This window comes from Acinetobacter sp. 231_lipA, from assembly GCF_058243005.1.
In genome coordinates this window covers 1,872,780-1,891,892 of record NZ_JBZAYU010000001.1, presented here as the reverse complement: position 1 = coordinate 1,891,892, position 19,113 = coordinate 1,872,780, and the positions used below count along the sequence as shown (strand labels likewise).

The following is a 19,113-nucleotide window of genomic DNA, read 5'->3' as shown; positions in this document are numbered from 1 at the left end:
ATTGCAAGCTCGTTAGAAGATTTCATTTAAATCAACATCGACCAATTAAAAATCGGATAATATTCGTTATGAATTCATTGTTAGACAATGGTTAAATCATTCGATCTATGATTTCTAATCACCCGCCCCACTTCGCCATTATTGGTGCAGGAACCGCAGGGTTAGCCACTGCGATTTTACTGGCTCGACAAAATATTCAAGTCAGTATTTTAGAGAAAGCCTCAGAACTTGAACCTGTCGGAGCAGGACTGTTACTACAACCTTCTGGTTTAGCTGTTTTTGAGCATTTAGGCCTTTTAGATGAGGTTTTAAGACTGGGTGCAAAAGTCACTGGGCTCAAAGGTCAGTTACCGAGTGGCAATTTACTGGTCAATAGCCATTATGAACAAGCGCATCCTGATTTTTATGGTGTAGGGATTCATCGAGCAACGTTATGCCATACTTTAGAAAATAAATGCCGTGAATATTCCGAACTGATTACCTGGCAAATGAATACCGACATTCAAACATTAGAAGAAACATCCGATCAAGTTCGAGTTTTGGGTACAAAAGATGGCGAATCATTTGATCAAGCTTTTGATGCTGTAATCGTTGCCAATGGCGCACGTAGCCTTTTAAGACCCAAAAAATGGGTAAAGGTTGATCAAGCTTATCCTTGGGGAGCGAAATGGACGATTGTTCCAGAATGCCTTGAATTAGATACAGAAATTTTACATCAGTTTCATGATCGATCTAAAATGATGATGGGCATCTTACCAACAGGCACTGTTCCACATGAACCCAAGCAAAGACTATCGAGTATTTTTTGGAGTCTTCCAAGCCATCAACTGAATAACTTCCTGCACAACTCACAAGCTCATTCCGACTGGTTAAACCAAGTAGCTAAGCGCTGGAAACCTGCTGCAGATTGGTTAGAACAAGTCATTGCCCAGCCTGAACAAAAATCACAATGGTTGACGGCAAATTATCGTGATGTGGTGCTGTCTAAGTTTGGTGAGGGTCGTATTGGTGTCATGGGTGATGCAGCACATGCGATGAGTCCACAACTTGGGCAAGGTGCAAATATGGCCCTTTTAGATGCATGGGCTTTGGGGCAAGCGGTTCAAAGCGCAAGAAAAAATGAAGCCCTTGATTATGTCCAACTCTGGCAAACTTACCATCAACACCGTCAAAGTTCGACGGCGTTCTATCAATTTTTAAGTCGTTTACTCACACCACTTTACCAATCTGACCTATGGTGGGCAGGTGGTTTACGTGATTTAAGCTTTGCTTGGATGTATCGAATTCCCTATTTCCGTAAAGAAATGGCGGTGACAATTTCAGGTTTAAAATTAGGCATGCTCAGTCAAATGAACTATCGGGATATTGCAAAACAAAACAATCATTCTGTGTAGAATACGATGACAATCATCGTCATCCGCTTTGGATGGGTGACTGATGGTTGAATTTCTAAAATATATCAATTAAGCCGCTGTGAGATAACTGTAGAAAGTTTCTCCTCTATTCTGTTTAAATCACGTAGACTATAGCGCGCTACGTTAACATCGTAACACTCTCAATATTTATTCGCTTGGTGAAATCTTATGAACAATTTGCAATGGCTCGATGAAGTAAAATTTAACGAACAAGGTTTAGTCCCTGCCATTGCACAGCATCACCAAACGGGACGTGTCTTGATGGTTGCATGGATGAACCGTGAAGCTTTGGCTTTGACGGCTGAGAAAAACCAAGCCGTATATTTCTCTCGTTCACGCAACAAGTTATGGCACAAAGGCGAAGAATCTGGGCATTTTCAAACCGTACATGAAATTCGTCTCGACTGCGATGCCGATGTAATTGTGCTGCAAATTGAACAGCACGGCGGAATTGCCTGTCACACAGGGCGTGAATCATGCTTCTACCGTAAACTCACGCCAAATGGCTGGGAAATTGTGGATGCACAGCTCAAAGACCCGAACGCGATTTATGGCGAAAAATCGAAAAATCCACATACATTGGCAATGAATGCCTCAACGGCTCAGTCTGAGCAAGTTGAAGTTTTGTCCTACCTCGGTCAAATGATGGCTGAGCGTAAAGCAGCTGATCCTGACTCGTCTTATGTTGCGAAGCTGTATCATAAAGGTCTCAACAAAATTTTAGAAAAAGTCGGTGAAGAAGCGGTTGAAACCATTATCGCGGCTAAAGATTTTAAATCTGAAGCCAATGAAGACCATAAAAATGATTTGATCTATGAAGTGGCAGATCTTTGGTTTCATACGATTGTGGTTTTAGGCTATTTCGACTTAGACCCTCAAGTGGTTCTTAATGAATTGGCACGTCGTCAAGGGCTTTCTGGTTTGCTTGAAAAAGCCAACCGCAGCCACTAAGTTTATTGCCTGTGTCGAATATCATCAAACCGAGCGCGACTTATGAGCAAGCCATTGCCATTGATAACGCGCGTCTGGGCAAATCGTTTAAAGTAATTGCTTATGCAGGCACAGGTAAAACCACTACCCTGCAAATGATTAGTGATGCCATGCCACAAAGGCGTGGCATGTATTTGGCGTTCAACAAAGCCATTGCCAGCGAAGCGCAAACGAAGTTTCATGGCAATGTCGACTGCCGAACCTTCCACTCGCTTGCCTTTCGCAGTGTTCCACGTGGAGTGACGGACAAACTTCGTCTGCCTCGTTTAAGTCCGAGTTTTATTGCCAAAGAATACCGCCTTGAACCCATCACCTTAAGACGGATGATGGGCGGACGTTATGAAAAATATGTATTGATGCCGTCACGCTTGGCCAGCCTTGTGGCGAATGCAGTGAGTCACTTCTGTTCAACCAGTTCTCAGTACCCAGCACCGCGACATTTACAAACACCGAGCTGGTTACACCCTGATGATATCGATTCACTACAAAAACACCTCTACCCTGCCATTGAACGTCGTTGGTTAGAGTCTATCGATCCAAACCATCAGGCTGGGATTGGTCACGATATTTATTTAAAACTGTGGGCGCTGTCTGAACCCAATATCCCAAGTGACTATGTGTTGTTTGATGAGGCACAAGACGCTGATCCACTGATGTTGGGCATCTTACTGAAGCAGCGTAATACACAAGTGATCTATGTCGGAGATGCACACCAACAAATTTATGCATGGCGCGGCGCAGTCAATGCTATGCAACAACTGCCTTTGCCTGAGTCCCGTCTCACCACCTCGTTCCGTTTTGGTGAAGAGATTGCATTGCATGCCAATGCCATTTTAGGCGCCTTGAATGAAACCGTGCCGCTCATGGGCAACCCTCTGCTCAACTCCAAAGTGGTCAACAAACCTCATACCAAAATGCGCGATGCGATTTTATGTCGCACCAATGCGCGCGCCATGGAACTGTTGCTCTCAGGATTGGTCCATGGCGACAAAGTCAGCTTACAAGCCGACCATGTCAAACTGAACCGCTTTGTCGATGCCGCAGCGATGCTTAAACAAGGTAAGCGCGTCACCGATGTGCCGGAACTGGCCTGGTTTAATTCTTGGCATGATGTACATGAATATTGCGAAACCAATGACGGCAGTGACATCAAGCCTTTAGTAAAATTGGTAGATGATCATGGCACCGATCCACTCAAAAAAGCCCTCGCGAAGATTACGCCGATTGAACAAGCCGATTATATTATTTCCACCGCACACAAAGCCAAAGGCTTAGAGTGGAACCGCGTTCACATCGAAGATGATTATCAGTTTAAGGTCAACGACAAAGACCATAAAATTAGTGATGAAGAGTTAAGACTGCTTTACGTGGCCTGTACACGTGCTAAAGTAAGTTTAAATATCCATCACATTTACGATCTGATGCAACAGCTGAAAAAACAAATGCCAAGCTCATTACGTAAAGTTGCTGGATAGTCGAATGTAAAAATAGTCACAACCGCTGCGGGTGTTCTATGAAAATTCAATCGATTCACCTGAAACACATCCTGCATTTTGCTGACATTAAAGTCGATTTTTCTTATCACGATAAACCCGTCACTTTAATTTTAGGCGATCAAGCCTCAGGCAAGACCTCAATCTTACGTTTTAGCTATCAGGCTCTGACTTGGTTTGCGGCCCGTTATAAAGATTTACGCTCTGCAGGTGTGGTGATGTTAGATCACGACATTATGCTGAACCGCCTACAGTCCAAAATTGATATTCAAGTTGCTGTGCCCGCTGAGTTATATGCTCTCAAACCTACGGCAGCCGATGTTGCGACCAAACCCTATACATGGCAACTCTACAAAACCTTAAACCAACAAGGCATTGGCATCAGTCGAGTTGAAACATTAGAACTCGAACAACTGGTCAATCTATATCAGCAGGCAACGTTACAAGATCCGTTGCAAGGTTTGCCGTTGATTGCATATTATCCTGCGGAACGTTTTGTCAATGAGATGAATATTCTCAGCAAGAACAATCCCCTGATTTTCCAACATGCACATGCCTATGAAATTTCAGCTATTCCCTATACCACCTTTGCGCGTTTCTTTGAGTGGTTTCGTGAAATCAGCGATATTGAAAATGCGCAAACTGCGCAGTTTTTACAAACGATATTGCATCAGCCTACAAGCATGCCACCCGATATACCCTTAAGCTATAAACTGGCTCAGGCTCAAGCACACATCCAGTCACCCAGCCTACAAGCGCTCAAGCAAGCGTTAGCAACTGTTCTGCCCGAAATAGAAGATCTTTATCTGCAATATCATCCCAAGTTACAACTGATGGTGCGCTACCATGGCAACAGCATGCTCTATCAACAGCTGTCCAATAGTATTCGCAACTGGGTGGCACTTGTTGGCGATATTGTGCGACGTTTATGCCTACTCAATCCTGAAAGTCTGTTCCCTTGTTTAGAAGGTGACGGCGTACTATTGATTGATGCAATTGATCATCAATTGGATCAAAATATGGCACAAGTCATTTTAAAACATTTAAATCAGGCTTTTCCTCGACTACAAATTATCGCCTCAGGCAACCGAAGTGAGTTGCTGGAACAAGCCAGTGAGTTTCAATGCCTCAAACTGGAAAATAAGCAATTAAGTTCTATCCAACTCGAACCACTGCAACATCAGTTCGATGTAATTTACCAAAACCTTGCCAATCATGAAGCGACGAGTGGAAGCACCGAACCGATTGCGGCTGAACCCCAAGATTTAAGTGTGGCTGAATTATTCGCACAAATACAGCAGCAACTCTCTCCCGAACAGCAACAGCATTTGATTGCTTTACTCAGTGCTGAGGATGATGCTTCATCGGCAAATCCATTAACTTAGCCTGCTGCATAAGCATATCTATTTTAACCCTCAAAAACAGGCGACCAATGGTCGCTTTTTTTACATTTCTTGCACTGAGAAAGTGCCTGTCATCCACCAAGAAACGACCATCACGCGTATAATGTTTTGCGTCAGCGCAAAAAAGATTGATGTTGTTTTAGTCATGTTATATGATCGGTTTTACTTGCAAATTTCTAACTGAAATCGGATTTTGCTATAACGCTTCATGAGTTGCGCAACACAACTTCATTATTTTTAAATTTCACATTGGCTTTCAAGATTGAGACTCTTGGGCTGCTCTTTGCAGTCCTGTAATCCTTGAAAGATGAGATTCACCAATAGGTTTTGACCTATTCACGACAATGGAAACGAGTGTGCTACCGATTATTATATTGTTACCGTTAATACTTGGCACAACCCTTGTCTCATTACTGAAGCAGAGCTCACGTAGGCTAACCGCCTTCGCAGCTGTTGGGGTCAGTATGACAAGTTTAGGCTTATTACTGACCCAAGCACGAGAGGTGTTTAATGGCGCTGTCATTACGCAGTCGTGGTCATGGTTGCCGCAGCTTGGAATTGACTTCAGCTTCCGTCTAGACGCATTAGGCCTACTCTTTGCCTTACTCATTAGTGGCATCGGGACGCTCATTTATATTTATGCCTATTTTTATTTAGGCCCAAAAAATTCTCTCAATAAACTCTATCTACTGCTCATGTTGTTCATGGCAGCCATGCTCGGGATTTCTCTCTCCAATAATTTAATTTTACTCCTCGTTTTTTGGGAGTTAACCAGTATCTCCTCTTTCCTATTGGTCGGTTATTGGAGCAATTACGACGCGGCACAACGTGGCTCACGCATGGCATTGACCATTACGGGTATGGGCGGGTTAGCCATGCTGGGTGGTTTCATCTTGCTCGGCCAAATCACAGGCACCTACGAGATTGATCAAATCTTGACAATGACAGCACAAATTCAAAGTCATGCTTTATTTGTTCCTACGTTGCTGCTGATTTTGCTCGGTGCTTTTACTAAAAGTGCGCAATTTCCATTCCATTTTTGGTTGCCCAACGCGATGGCAGCCCCGACTCCCGTGTCTGCTTATTTACACTCAGCAACCATGGTAAAAGCGGGTATTTTCTTGGTGGCACGACTGTTACCCATTTTTGCAGGTGCGGCACTGTTCCACAATTTGGTCACCTTTATTGGCCTGTTTACCCTGTGTATGGCTGCGTTTTTTGCCATCTTTAAAGAAGACCTGAAAGGTTTATTGGCCTATTCAACCATCAGCCATCTCGGCTTGATCATGTGTCTCTTGGGGATCGGATCACCATTGGCTGTGGCTGCGGCTATTTTCCATATTATTAACCATGCCACCTTTAAAGCAGCGCTGTTCATGATCGCAGGTATTATCGATCATGAGTCAGGCACACGTGATTTACGTAAGCTTAGTGGGTTATGGCAACTGTTGCCTTATACGGCCACTTTGACGATGGTCACTGCAGCGTCGATGGCCGGTGTGCCCTTGACCAACGGTTTCTTATCTAAAGAAATGTTCTTTACTGAGCTGCTTAGCAATCTGTCTGGTCCTGTGCTCATCTGCTCCGCAATTTTCGCGACACTGGCGGGGATTTTTGCAGTGGCTTACTCTGTGCGTTTGGTGCATGGGGTTTTCTTCGATGGCCCAGTGGGCAAACAAGTTCCGAACAAAGATGCACATGAGCCACCGTTTGGCATGCGTGCACCGGCCACTTTACTGGCCATTCTGTGTATTTTAGTCGGCTTATTCCCTGCTCTTTTGGTTGAAAACATCGTCAACAGTACAGCACGCGCCAGCACCCAAGTGATGGACTTTGAAGGCGCACATCTTGCACTATGGCATGGTTTTAACATGCCATTATTGATGAGCGTGATTGCATCGATTGGCGGTCTGATTTTCTATTTCAGTCTAGCGAAGGGTGGCAAAATTCGAGAAATTGATCTCGATCCATACCTAGGTCGTCTACAAGGTCGAGTTGCCTTTGACTTATTCCTTAAGTCACTCCTGCTCAACTCGCGCAAATTTAAACGATTGACTGAAAACGGTAAATTACAAAGCTATATTCTTTGGATTGTGGTCTTCAGTATTGCCATAGTCTCACTTCCATTTTTAGGACAAGGGCTGACCACAGGTACCCGTGAACTCACCCATGCCCCTGCTTTAGCGGTCGTACTATGGCTACTCTTATTCTCTTCGTGCTGGATGATGCTGTGGTTCCACCACGAACGGATTAAAGCGGTATTGATCAGTGGCGCGATTGGTTTAGTCGTGACTATGGTCTTTGTCTGCTTCTCTGCGCCTGATTTAGCCTTGACACAAATCACCGTCGATGTAGTCACCACTGTACTGTTATTGATGAGTTTATCGCTTTTACCACAACTCACTCCCTATGAGTCGAGTGTCTCACGTCGTTGGCGAGATGCCCTCATTGCGATTGGCGGCGGGCTCGGCATTGCATGGATCACATGGCTCATCTTGACCCGTGATCACAACTCTATTTCATGGTTCTTCATGCAGCAGTCGATTCCGTTAGGCGGCGGAACCAACGTGGTCAACGTGATTTTGGTCGACTTCCGTGGTTTCGATACCTTCGGTGAAATTACCGTCCTTGGTATCGCAGGCATTGGCGCACTGTGTTTAATGGATGGTATGCGTACCCACGGCACCACCATGACTCAAGGTCTCAGTTACCGTTTTAATCCCTCTCCGTTGATGCTTCGTATCACTGCGTCTTGGATATTACCGATTGCCTTGGTGGTTAGCCTGTATATCTTCTTACGTGGACATAATCTGCCTGGGGGCGGGTTTATCGCGGGTTTGATTACCGCTTTGGCCTTGATTATTCAGTACATGGCACTCGGTCAAGATCATGCAGAACAGCTGCTCAAAGCCAAGTCTGGTCGTTTGTATGAAATCTGGATTGGAACAGGTCTGGTCATTGCAGGATTAACAGGCTTAGGCGCATGGTTCTGGGGACGCCCCTTCCTCACCAGTGCACACTTTTATGTGTCGCCACCGATCTTAGGCGAAATGCACCTAGCGACAGCTGCACTGTTCGATGTCGGGGTTTATATCACGGTCGTAGGTGCAACCATGCTACTTATTTCAGTACTTGGGGACTCGCGTCACTCTAGTATGTCTGGTCCAGTACCAAAGGGGGATTAATATGATTAGTTTAGAACTGTTACTTGCCTCCGCTATTGGTCTGTTGACTGCCACAGGCATCTATCTGATTTTGCGTGCCCGTACTTTCCCTGTGGTACTTGGCTTGGCCATGATTGGTTATGCCGTCAATTTATTTTTATTTGCCATGGGGCGACTTCAACTTAATGCACCCGCGGTACTCACGGAAGCCAGCAAAGCCACTGATCCTTTGCCACAAGCCTTGGTGTTAACCGCGATTGTGATTGGCTTTGCTACCACGGCGTTTATTGTACAACTGGCTTTACGCAGTCGTTATGAAACAGGAACCGACCACGTTGACTCTAAAGAAGAAATACCACAAATTGACCCACGTGAGGATGAGCCATAATGAATGACCTCATCCAATTTTGGACCGAACACACCCCAATTTTTAGTATTTTAATTCCTGCCATTACTGCCTTTATTTTGGTATTACTGGGTAATCCAGGATCAGGTTCTTTAGCACAAGACTGGCGACAACCGTGGCGTCGAGGCATCAGTTATACCTCTGGCCTGTTGGGCTTATTTACAGCAGTCAACTATCTGATCTTTGCCAGCTCAGGGCAAATCAGTGTTTATAACCTTGGTGAATGGGCAGCACCATTTGGTATTGTTTTAGTCCTCGACCAACTGTCTGCCCTGATGTTGGTTTTAACCTACGGCTTGGCTGTGCCAGTGATGTGGTTTGCCAGCAAAGAATGGGATGAACGTGGCCGTTATTTCCATGCCATGTGCCATTTCCTACTGATGGGTTTAACCGGTGCCTTCCTGACAGGCGACTTATTTAACCTGTTTGTATTCTTTGAAATTTTATTGATGGCCTCCTATGTCCTGTTACTGCATGGCCAAGGCAAAGCGCGTTTTCAACTCGGCATTCACTATGTCACTATTAACTTGTTGGCATCAGCTCTGTTTCTGATTGGTCTGGGCATGATTTACGGCAGCATCGGCAGCCTCAATATGGCGGATGTTGCACGTTTGATGCCTCTATTAGAAGGCGATCAACATCGTATTGCTGTTGCTGGCGGGCTGTTGTTGTTTACAGTCTTTGGCATTAAAGCAGCCATGCTACCTGTCGGTTTTTGGCTACCAAAAACCTATGCGGTCGCAACCACTCCTGTAGCGGCTCTGTTCACCATCATGACCAAAGTCGGTATTTATGCCATTTTACGTGTTAATGGCACCGTATTTGACGATGCGATTAGCCGTGAAATCCTGCAATACATTCTATTACCGATTGGCTTAATTACCTCAGTCTATGGTGTGATTGGCGCGATGGGTGCGGAACGCTTACGTCGTTTCATTGGCTTTATGATTTTGTCTTCTGTCGGCACAATTTTAATCGCCATTTCCCTGTTCAATACCTTGGCATGGGCAGCGGCACTGTATTATTTGGTGCACAGTACCATTATTGCGGCAGCCTTCTACATTTTAAGTGGTTGGATTACCTCTCAACGTGGTGAGTTTAAAGACCATTTTAAAATTGCACCGCAAATGAAACAGCATAAGGTAGTGGCGTTAACCTATTTCACCATTGCCTTGATGATGGCAGGTTTACCACCCTTTAGTGGTTTCTTAGGCAAAGTATTTATTCTCCAAGCCACCGCACACTCACCGTATCAATTGCTGATTATTGTGACAATTTTAGTGGTGAGTTTATTGAGTATAATCGCGTTTACACGTGTGGGTTTCGTGATTTTTTGGCGCGCAACCAAACCTGAAGATAATCCTGATGAAGCAGCTTATGCCGCTTACCAAGCTTTGCCTGAACAAGCACCGAAGCGCAATGACAAAACCATTTATCTCTTGTTGGTCGGTTTAATGGCTTATATGGTGTTTGCAGGTCCGATTCAAAAGTACACTTACCAAACGGCTGAGCAAATCCAAAATAATGCGCTCTATGAACAGACTTTGCTCAAAACTGATGAGCATGGACAAACCATTAGCGTACAACCTTTCGACAGTGAAAATTTACCTGAAACCAAATATGGTGGCGAGCGAGTAGATCCGAATGCACATTTGATTCCATATTTAATTTCAGAAGAAACACTGGAAGGCGAACATATTTCCGAATACAAAAAACGCCAAATGCAACAGCAACAACAGGCTGAAGTGAATCCCGATGCTGAAAGCCTACAACCGATGGTGGAGCCTTAAACATGAAAAAAACGTCGTTTTTGGAACGTTGGTTACCCCACCCTTTTGTCTCTGTGATTGTTGCGCTGAGCTGGGTGATGTTGGCACATAGTGTCGATGCAGCCAGCTTAGTGATGGCATTTTTACTGGCTATTTTTATTCCGAGTCTGATCAGACCATTCATTAAGTATACTCCAAATATTGAATGGAAAGCGGCGGTGAAACTATTTTTTGTGGTGTTATACGACATCGTGGTGTCGAATATTCAAGTGGCTAAATTGGTCCTCGGCCCAATTGATCGTCTACAACCCAAATGGTTTCGCGTTCCGCTGGAAACACAACATGAGGAAGTAAACACCTTACTGGCGATGATTATTACCACCACACCAGGCACTGTTTCAGCAGGCATCGATCAAGATCGTGGGGACATTTTAGTTCACGCCCTCAGCACCGATGATGAAAATGCCGAGATTGAAAATATCAAAGCGCGTTATGAAAAACCGTTGATGCAAATTTTTGGTGTCGAAGCAGGAGACAAAGCATGACCATTTTGCCTTATGCCCTCGGGATTTGTTTAATCGCTGTCACCATTTCAATGTTGCTGTGCTTAATTCGCTTAATCATCGGCCCATCGATTGTAGATAGACTCTTAGCACTCGATACACTCTTTTTAAATGCAATCTGCCTCATTATTATTTTAGGCATTTACTGGGCCAGCACTTCATTATTTGAAGGTGCTCTTTTGGTTGCGATGCTCGGCTTTGTCTCTACAGCCGCTTTAGCACGCTACTTCACCTCAGGTCATGTGATTGACTAGGAGCAAGATCGATGCAACTTACGATGGAAATTTTAGTCTCCATTTTTCTCATGATCGGTACTTTCTTCATGCTGGTCGGAGGAATTGGAATGGTGCGTCTGCCCGATTTATTCATGCGCCTGCATGCCCCAACCAAGTCCAGCACCTTAGGCTTAGGGAGCTTCTTGATCGCCGGAATGATCTATTCTGCATTCCAAGGACGCTTTGGTTTTGCTGAGCTGTTATTAACACTGTTTGCCTTCTTAACCGCACCCGTATCAGCGAATTTGATGGCGCAAGCGGCGCTACATTTACGCTTACGTTCACTCAGTGGTGACGTTCCAGAAGCGCTAAATCGTCCACTGCCTTGGCAACGCACCCGCCGCAGAGCTTTTAGCAATAAGCATGAAGACACTGAACATCGTCTCTAAACGCTTGTATCCTTAAGGATATAAAAATAAATACATTTCTAGCGCTTCAGCACTGACATGGTGGTGTTGCGCTAATTTGCACATTGTACTGATGATAAGGTTCAAACTTATTGGATGGTGTCACCTCGATTAAATTCACTAGTGTTTCTGGACAAGTCAGTTTAATTAAGGCTCTAGCCACTCGAATATCAAAAATTAAACAATAATCCGAGTGTTCCAAAGCACGAGTTGAAAAATAGAGCAATTTAGAAATATAGCTAATATTCAAACCATTAATTAACTTCAATGTTCTATAGGCTTGTTGAATATTCTTCCTTTTTACATGCGTGAACGCCAACTCCATGAGCTCCATATTCTCTGAAGTATAATATTTATTCGTCCTAAATGTACCATAACCAATATCAGCAAAACCCCAAATCATCGTCAGTACAAAAGGTAACTCCACACTAACTTTGCAATCAAAATAATCCCTAAAACATTTAATGACCTGTTCTCTTGAAATATCATCATCACAATAGTCCTTTGTAATACTTTTCAAGTTCTGATCCAAACTCAGCCATCGAGTAGAATTATACTTAAATTTAGATTCTCTCAACGGATCCAGACTCCGGATCTCTAATAATTGAGGCTCGCTCAGATACAACATTTTTAAAATCTCCATCTATTTTTATCTATATACAATTACTCTGTACACGACAAAAATAGATAACTCATTGAAATAATGTCACAATAATTGTTTTCTAACGACGAATACTATGACACATCTCAATGAGCTATATCTTATCTTAAACAAATATCTAAAATGGAACAAGTCACATTTAAAGTGCTTTGCGCTCATCATGCTTGTGATTATTTTAAAGCAAACATGTAATCTTTCTTCTGCATCTAAAGCCTTGCCCATCAAGTGCTTACCACAATCATTTTATCGACGTATGCAGCGCTTCTTTGCAGGTCAGTATTTTGATTATCGTCAAATTTCTCAGTTGATTTTCAATATGTTTTCATTCGACAAAGTGCAACTGACTTTAGATAGAACCAATTGGAAATGGGGAAAACGAAATATTAATATCCTGATGCTTGCGATCGTTTATCGTGGAATAGCGATACCTATCGTTTGGACATTACTTAATAAACGTGGAAATTCAGATACGAAAGAGCGCATTGCTTTGATTCAACGCTTTATAGCCATTTTTGGTAAAGACCGTATTGTGAATGTGTTCGCAGACAGAGAGTTTATCGGTGAGCAGTGGTTTACATGGTTAATTGAACAAGACATCAACTTCTGCATTCGTGTTAAAAAAACTTCATTGTCACCAATCATTTAGGAAAGAATCATAAAATTAGTGATTTATTTCGCCATCTTAAAGTTGGTCAAATTGAATGTCGTAAACGACGGATTTTGGTTGGTCGGGTGAAACTATATATAAGTGCACTACAGTTAGAAAATGGAGAGCTTTTACTCGTCGTTTCTCCTCAGTTTAATGCCAATGCTATTGAGGATTATGCATTACGCTGGGAAATTGAAACCTTATTCAGTTGTCTCAAAGGACGCGGGTTTAATCTTGAAAATACGCGCTTGACAGACCCTAGACGAGTGAAAAAATTGATTGCGGTGTTAGCTATAAGCTTCTGTTGGTGTTACTTAACGGGTGAATGGCAACATGATCAAAAAAAAGCGATAAAAATAAAGAAGCATGGACGACTCTCAATGAGTTTATTTCGCTATGGTTTAGACTATGTTCAAATGGCGATTCAGCGTTTAATTGGTTTTGGGAAAAAAGAAGAGTTTAAGGAGATTTTGGCAATTTTAAGAAGGCAGAAGCCTGATAGGATAAGGGTTCTGTGAAATTTGTCGTGTACAGAGATACAATTATAAAAAAAGCCACCCGAAGGTGGCTTTTTGATTCAGTTAGACTGAATTATTCATCATCTTTGTTTGCTTCGTCAGCGGGTAAATCCTTCACTGCTTCAGCAATCAGGCCAAACATATAGTTACCATATGCATTGGTTTTATCGTAATGGAAACGCAAACGCGGTGTAATACGTGTCTTAATACGACGGCCGAGTTCGTGACGCAAGAAACCAGATGCTTTGTTCAGCACATCTAGCGTTTCTTTATTGGCTGCTTCACTTTGCTCATCGCCAAGCTCACGGCCCATCACAGTCACATATACTTCAGCATAACCTAAGTCTGGACTAACCTTCACCGCAGAGATGGTCACGAGACCACCTAAGCGTGGATCTTTCAACTCTTGGCGAATTAGTTCAGACAACTCACGTTGTACTGTATCCGCCATGCGCTTAAGACGTTGACTACCCGCCATTAAAGACTCCGTTTGATCAATTGAACATCATAGACTTCGATCTTGTCTTTTTCTTTGATGTCTTTATAACCTTTAACCGCAAGACCACATTCCATACCTGCGCGAACTTCTTCAACCACTTCTTTATAGCGACGAAGTGACTCAAGCTCACCTTGGAACACAACCACGTCATCACGAAGGACACGAATTGGTTTATTACGGTGTAACATACCTTCAAGTACCATACAGCCTGCTGCTGCACCAAACTTACTTGAGTGGAACACTTCACGTACTTCAGCCACACCCAGAATTGTTTCACGGTGTTCAGGCGCAAGCTTACCGCTCATCGCTGCTTTCACATCATCAATCAATTGATAGATGATTGAGTAGTAACGAATATCGATACCGTCAGCATCTGCTTTTTGACGAGCTGCGTTATCCGCACGTACGTTAAAGCCAAGAAGTACCGCTTCAGAAGATTCAGCTAGTGTTACGTCAGATTCAGTGATCGCACCAACACCTGAACCAATAACACGGACTTTAACTTCGTCTGTTGCAAGGTCAGCAAGAGCAACGTGTAATGCTTCCAATGTACCACGTACATCAGTTTTCAATACCACATTGACGATAGGCACATCTTTCTTGCCCATAGACGCCATGATATTTTCAAGACGCATTGCGCTTTGACGCTCAAGACGTTTTTGACGTTCACGATCCATACGCGCATCAGCAACTTCACGTGCTTTCTTCTCATCGCTTACAACAAGAACTTCATCACCCGCCATTGGCGCTTCAGGTAGACCTAAAATTTCAACTGGAATCGAAGGACCTGCAGATTGAATACGTTTACCGTTTTCATCTGTCATTGCACGAACGCGACCGTAAGATGCACCCGCAAGAACCAGGTCACCTACTTTCAATGTACCGTTTTGAACAAGGATAGACGTTACCGCACCACGGCTGTTGTCTACACGTGCTTCAATCACGACACCTTGTGCAGCACCCTCTTCAGATGCTTTCAATTCAAGCAATTCAGCTTGGATTGAAATCAAATCTAGAAGCTCATCGATACCTTGACCAGAATGTGCTGAAACCATTGCAACAGGTACATCACCGCCCCATTGTTCTGGCACGATTTCTTTTACTGTCAATTCGTTCAATACGCGATCTGGATCAGCCGATTCTTTATCCATTTTGTTGATTGCAACAATAATTGGTGTACCAGCTGCACGTGCATGATCAATTGCTTCCGCAGTTTGTGGCATAACACCATCATCTGCTGCTACAACAAGAACCACGATATCAGTCGCTTTCGCACCACGTGAACGCATTGCAGTAAATGCAGCATGTCCAGGGGTATCAAGGAAAGTGATCATACCTTTGTTAGTTGTAACGTGGTACGCACCGATATGCTGTGTGATACCGCCCGCTTCGCCTTGAGCAACTTTCGCACGACGAATACGATCAAGAAGCGATGTTTTACCATGGTCAACGTGCCCCATGATGGTCACCACTGGTGCACGTGTAGATTGAGCACCACGCGCGCCTTCAGCTGCTTCAAGTAAGTTATCTTCAGCTTGCGTATCCGATACAAGAACAGGGTTATGACCCATTTCTTCTACGATCAATGCAGCAATTTCTTGCTCAATCGCTTGGTTCTGAGTAACCAGCTCACCCATTTTCATGAGTGATTTAATTACTTCACGTACTTTAATCGCCATTTTTGCTGCAAGATCTGCAACAACAATAGTTTCGCCAATTTCAACATCATAAACTTGTTTCTTAACTGGTTTTTCAAAACCATGTTTACCAGCCTGACTTGTTTTCAGACCACGTTTAGGTTGCTTGCTGAAACTTTGCTCTTCCTGACCACGACGACCACCTTTTTTCGGTGCACGTGTACTTGGTGTATTGGTACCACGTTTGATGTCACGGTCTTCTTTCGCAAATGAATCTTCATATGCTTGGCCAACTAGACCCGCAGCAAGTGGAGAATCATCCACAACACGAATGGTCGCAGTTGCATCTTCGTTAGAATACTTAGATGCCATTTGACGCATTTGTTCAAGTGTACGTTGCTGCGCTTCTTCAGCTGCCTTACGACGTGCTGCTTCTTCGGTCGCTTTTAATTGAGCGGCTTGAGCTTCACGTGCTTTTTTCTGTTCAGGTGTTTCAACAACTTTAACTTGTGCTTTAACCACAGGCTTATTGTTTGATTTACGCTTCACAACTACCGCAGCTTTCGCAACTTCTTGCTTCGTCGTTTCTTGCTTTGCAGCAGCACGCATTGCTTCAAAGTTTGCAGCTGCTTTATTTACTGCTGGAGTTTCAGCTTTAGGTTCAACCATAGCTTGAACGTTCGCACGAGCTTGTTGCTCAGCTTGCGCTTTTGCCAAAGCTTCCGCTTTAATTTGTTCTGGATCTGGCTTGGTAAATGTATGTTTCTTGCGAACTTCTACATTAATCGTTTTTGCCTTACCTGAAGTACTCGCTACTTTAGCGGTACTGGTCGTTTTACGTTTCAACGTGATTTTTCCTGCCTGACCATCGTTTTGACCATGAATTTTCTTCAAATGGTGCACGAGGGCATCTTGTTGTTCAGTAGAGATTATATCGTCCGATTTACGCTGTGGTAAACCAGCATCACGAACCTGCTCTAGGACCTTCTCAACAGGGCGGTTCACACTGAGAGCTAACTCTTGTATCGTCTTATCCGTCATGTAGATCTCCTAGTTAAACCATGATTCGCGCGCTTTCATAATAAGTTGACCTGCTTTCTCTGTACCTAGACTTTCAATATCAGCAATATCGTCAGTCGCTTGGTCAGCCAAGTCATCAATTGTGATGACACCACGTGCTGCAAGTGCATAAGCAATCTCTTGCGTCATCCCTTCCATTGCAACGAGTTCCGCGCTTGGATCTTGGATGTTTTCTTGCTGCTGTAATGCATCAGCCAATGTAACTTCTTTGGCACGACTTTGAAGTAATTCAACAACTTCAGCATCTAGCTCGATTTCGTCAAATGTTTCAGCTGGAACATAAGCAATCTCTTCTAAAGAAGTAAAGCCCATTTCAACCAATGCCATTGCCAAATCTTCTTCAATATCTAGACGCGATACAAATAGGTCTAAGTATTGTTGTGCTTCATTTTGCTGACGAGCATGATACTCATCTTCAAGCATCATGTTGAGTTTGTAGCCTGTAAGTTCAGAGGCTAAACGTACGTTTTGACCTTGTGAACCAATCGCACGCGCTAATTGATCGCTAGTTGCGAAAATAATGTCCGCTGTACGTTCTTCTTCATCAATCACAATACCCGATACATCTGCTGGCTCTAAAGCACTTGCAATGTACTGTGCAGGATCATCAGACCATACAACAACATCAATACGCTCACCGTTCAATTCTTGCTGAACTGCTTGGATACGTGTACCACGCATACCAATACATGCACCCACTGGATCAATACGATGATCATTGGTTTTCACAGCAATTTTAGCACGAACACCAGGTTGACGCGCTGCCGCTTTAATCTCAATGATTTCTTCAGAAATTTCAGGAATTTCTTTCTTCATCAAAGCGATGAGCATTTCAGGCTTGGCACGTGACAATTGTAGTTGAGCACCACGACCTTCACGATTCACATTGAACAAAATCGCATTTACACGTTGCTTCGGACGCAAAATTTCTTTTGCAATCATTTCTTCACGTGCAAGATACGCTTCAGCATTGTCACCTAAGTCAATGATAAAGCCATCTTTGGTTTGCTTTTTCACTTCACCGTAGATCAACTCACCCACTTTAGACTCGTAGGCATCTGCAATCAGCGCACGCTCAGCTTCGCGAATTTTTTGGACAATCACTTGTTTTGCAATTTGCGCCGCAATACGACCGAAGTCAATTGAAGGCACTTCAAGCTCACGAATATCACCAATCGACCATTGTGCAGGATCAACATCTGAAATCGCATCTTGACATGCTGGCATCTCATGATCTTCATCCGCAACCACTTCCCATTGACGGAAAGTGCTGTATTCGCCCGTTTTACGATCAATCTCTACACGAAGCTGAGCTTCTTCAGAGTTTGTTCCTTCGTAAAATTTCTTTTTAGTCGCAGCAACAAGCGCTTGTTCTAAGGCTTCGAAAATCGCTTCACGAGGTACACCTTTTTCATTACTAACCGTTTCAACTACGGTAAGAATTTCACGTGCCATAAGCCACCTATTCGTTCAGATTCTTATTTATTAAATGAATTAATCTTGATAGACCAAATTGGCTTTATCAATATTATTACTATCGATTTCAAGCACCTGTTGCTTTTCCACTTCGACTTGAATCATTTCAGCTTCAAGATCTACAGCAACCAACTTAGCTTGGAATTTACGACGGTTATCGACTGCACTGATCAAACGGAAAGCGATCTGTTGACCAATATATGCAGGTAATTGTTCAAGTTGGAAAAATGGACGATCCCAACCCGGAGATGACACTTCAAGTGCATATTCACCTGAAATTGGATCATGGACATCCATCATTGCGCCGACTTGCTGGGTCACGCGTACACAGTCTTGTACGCCGATGCCACGGCCCTGCTCTTCTTCACCATCTTCATTGATGATAGGTTCTGCATTCTCGTCGACAGCTTTGTCGATATAAATGCGCAATAAAGAACGTTTTCCTTGAGGAAGGAATTCAATTCCCCAAAGATCAACACCACAGGCTTGCACTGCAGGAGCAATTAAGTCTTGGAGTGCTTGAGTTTTATTTGATAGCTTCATTTACTCTCGTCATTTTTGTGCGATTCAATGGCCGAAACAGACCACTACAAGCCAATACAAACTATAGTAGTAGTGGAACATGACACTTTGACTTTCACCGTATCCGGCTCACATCGACACTACACGATAGCCAATAAAAAAGGGCGTAATCGCCCCAATTATTGC

The 19,113-nt window shown here is 43.5% G+C and carries 16 protein-coding genes; 11 read left to right on the top strand and 5 right to left on the bottom strand.

The genetic code is table 11. The features are described from left to right. Positions 1 to 107 precede the first annotated feature (107 nt). The 10 genes from AC4CUX_RS09295 (at position 108) to AC4CUX_RS09250 (ending at position 11,867) form a co-directional block, all read left to right on the top strand. On the top strand, positions 108 to 1,394 hold the full coding sequence (locus tag AC4CUX_RS09295; protein ID WP_490792349.1) for an FAD-dependent oxidoreductase: 1,287 nt from the start codon (positions 108 to 110) through the stop codon (positions 1,392 to 1,394). Between the two features lie 189 nt (positions 1,395 to 1,583). Then, positions 1,584 to 2,366, top strand: coding sequence for a bifunctional phosphoribosyl-AMP cyclohydrolase/phosphoribosyl-ATP diphosphatase HisIE (gene hisIE / locus AC4CUX_RS09290; RefSeq protein WP_004978775.1), 783 nt, complete (start codon positions 1,584 to 1,586; stop codon positions 2,364 to 2,366). Between the two features lie 11 nt (positions 2,367 to 2,377). Then, positions 2,378 to 3,880 carry an AAA family ATPase gene (locus AC4CUX_RS09285; protein ID WP_279689895.1) on the top strand — a complete coding sequence of 501 codons (1,503 nt, stop codon included), beginning with the start codon at positions 2,378 to 2,380 and terminating at the stop codon, positions 3,878 to 3,880. 38 nt (positions 3,881 to 3,918) lie between these two features. Further along, on the top strand, positions 3,919 to 5,283 hold the full coding sequence (locus tag AC4CUX_RS09280; RefSeq protein ID WP_279689897.1) for an ATP-binding protein: 1,365 nt from the start codon (positions 3,919 to 3,921) through the stop codon (positions 5,281 to 5,283). 362 nt (positions 5,284 to 5,645) lie between these two features. Continuing rightward, a complete protein-coding gene (locus tag AC4CUX_RS09275; protein WP_279689899.1) occupies positions 5,646 to 8,486 on the top strand; it encodes a monovalent cation/H+ antiporter subunit A in 2,841 nt (946 codons plus the stop codon). Position 8,487: 1 nt separating this feature from the next. Then, positions 8,488 to 8,853: a Na+/H+ antiporter subunit C gene (locus AC4CUX_RS09270; protein ID WP_004692695.1), complete on the top strand. Its 366-nt coding sequence runs from the start codon at positions 8,488 to 8,490 to the stop codon at positions 8,851 to 8,853. After that, positions 8,853 to 10,661, top strand: a complete 1,809-nt coding sequence (locus AC4CUX_RS09265; RefSeq protein WP_279689901.1) for a monovalent cation/H+ antiporter subunit D — start codon at positions 8,853 to 8,855, stop codon at positions 10,659 to 10,661. Before AC4CUX_RS09270 ends, AC4CUX_RS09265 begins: the two co-directional genes overlap by 1 nt. Before the next feature lie 2 nt (positions 10,662 to 10,663). Beyond that, positions 10,664 to 11,185, top strand: coding sequence for a Na+/H+ antiporter subunit E (locus AC4CUX_RS09260; RefSeq protein ID WP_062035163.1), 522 nt, complete (start codon positions 10,664 to 10,666; stop codon positions 11,183 to 11,185). After that, complete coding sequence (locus AC4CUX_RS09255; RefSeq protein WP_004692700.1) at positions 11,182 to 11,457, top strand: monovalent cation/H+ antiporter subunit F; 276 nt, start codon at positions 11,182 to 11,184, stop codon at positions 11,455 to 11,457. Before AC4CUX_RS09260 ends, AC4CUX_RS09255 begins: the two co-directional genes overlap by 4 nt. 11 nt (positions 11,458 to 11,468) lie before the next feature. After that, positions 11,469 to 11,867: a Na+/H+ antiporter subunit G gene (locus AC4CUX_RS09250; protein WP_078388531.1), complete on the top strand. Its 399-nt coding sequence runs from the start codon at positions 11,469 to 11,471 to the stop codon at positions 11,865 to 11,867. 46 nt (positions 11,868 to 11,913) lie between these two features. On the opposite strand, the gene AC4CUX_RS09245 is transcribed toward AC4CUX_RS09250, so the two are convergent. Next, positions 11,914 to 12,405, bottom strand: coding sequence for an 8-oxoguanine DNA glycosylase OGG fold protein (locus tag AC4CUX_RS09245; protein ID WP_227518524.1), 492 nt, complete (start codon positions 12,403 to 12,405; stop codon positions 11,914 to 11,916). Positions 12,406 to 12,622: 217 nt separating this feature from the next. On the opposite strand from AC4CUX_RS09245, the gene AC4CUX_RS09240 reads away from it, so the two are divergent. After that, positions 12,623 to 13,713, top strand: a protein-coding gene (locus tag AC4CUX_RS09240) for an IS4-like element ISAba1 family transposase (RefSeq protein WP_490792348.1) whose coding sequence is annotated in 2 segments (ribosomal slippage) — positions 12,623 to 13,163 and positions 13,163 to 13,713 — 1,092 coding nt in all. Because the reading frame shifts where the segments join, the coding sequence is not laid out codon by codon here. A 73-nt stretch (positions 13,714 to 13,786) separates the two neighbouring features. On the opposite strand, the gene AC4CUX_RS09235 is transcribed toward AC4CUX_RS09240, so the two are convergent. From AC4CUX_RS09235 to rimP, 4 genes are read right to left on the bottom strand one after another with little or no spacing between them, the layout of a single operon-like run. Beyond that, entirely contained in the window at positions 13,787 to 14,191 is a 405-nt protein-coding gene (locus AC4CUX_RS09235) for a ribosome-binding factor A (RefSeq protein ID WP_004978763.1), read from the bottom strand. Further along, positions 14,191 to 16,890, bottom strand: coding sequence for a translation initiation factor IF-2 (infB, locus tag AC4CUX_RS09230; RefSeq protein ID WP_004978761.1), 2,700 nt, complete (start codon positions 16,888 to 16,890; stop codon positions 14,191 to 14,193). The genes AC4CUX_RS09235 and infB overlap by 1 nt, the downstream gene beginning before the upstream one ends. Before the next feature lie 9 nt (positions 16,891 to 16,899). Then, on the bottom strand, positions 16,900 to 18,384 hold the full coding sequence (gene nusA, locus AC4CUX_RS09225; protein ID WP_078425744.1) for a transcription termination factor NusA: 1,485 nt from the start codon (positions 18,382 to 18,384) through the stop codon (positions 16,900 to 16,902). A gap of 39 nt (positions 18,385 to 18,423) precedes the next feature. Then, the gene (gene rimP, locus AC4CUX_RS09220) at positions 18,424 to 18,948 is read right to left on the bottom strand and encodes a ribosome maturation factor RimP (protein ID WP_004692708.1); all 525 of its coding nucleotides are present in this window, start codon (positions 18,946 to 18,948) and stop codon (positions 18,424 to 18,426) included. Between the last annotated feature and the right edge of the window lie 165 nt (positions 18,949 to 19,113).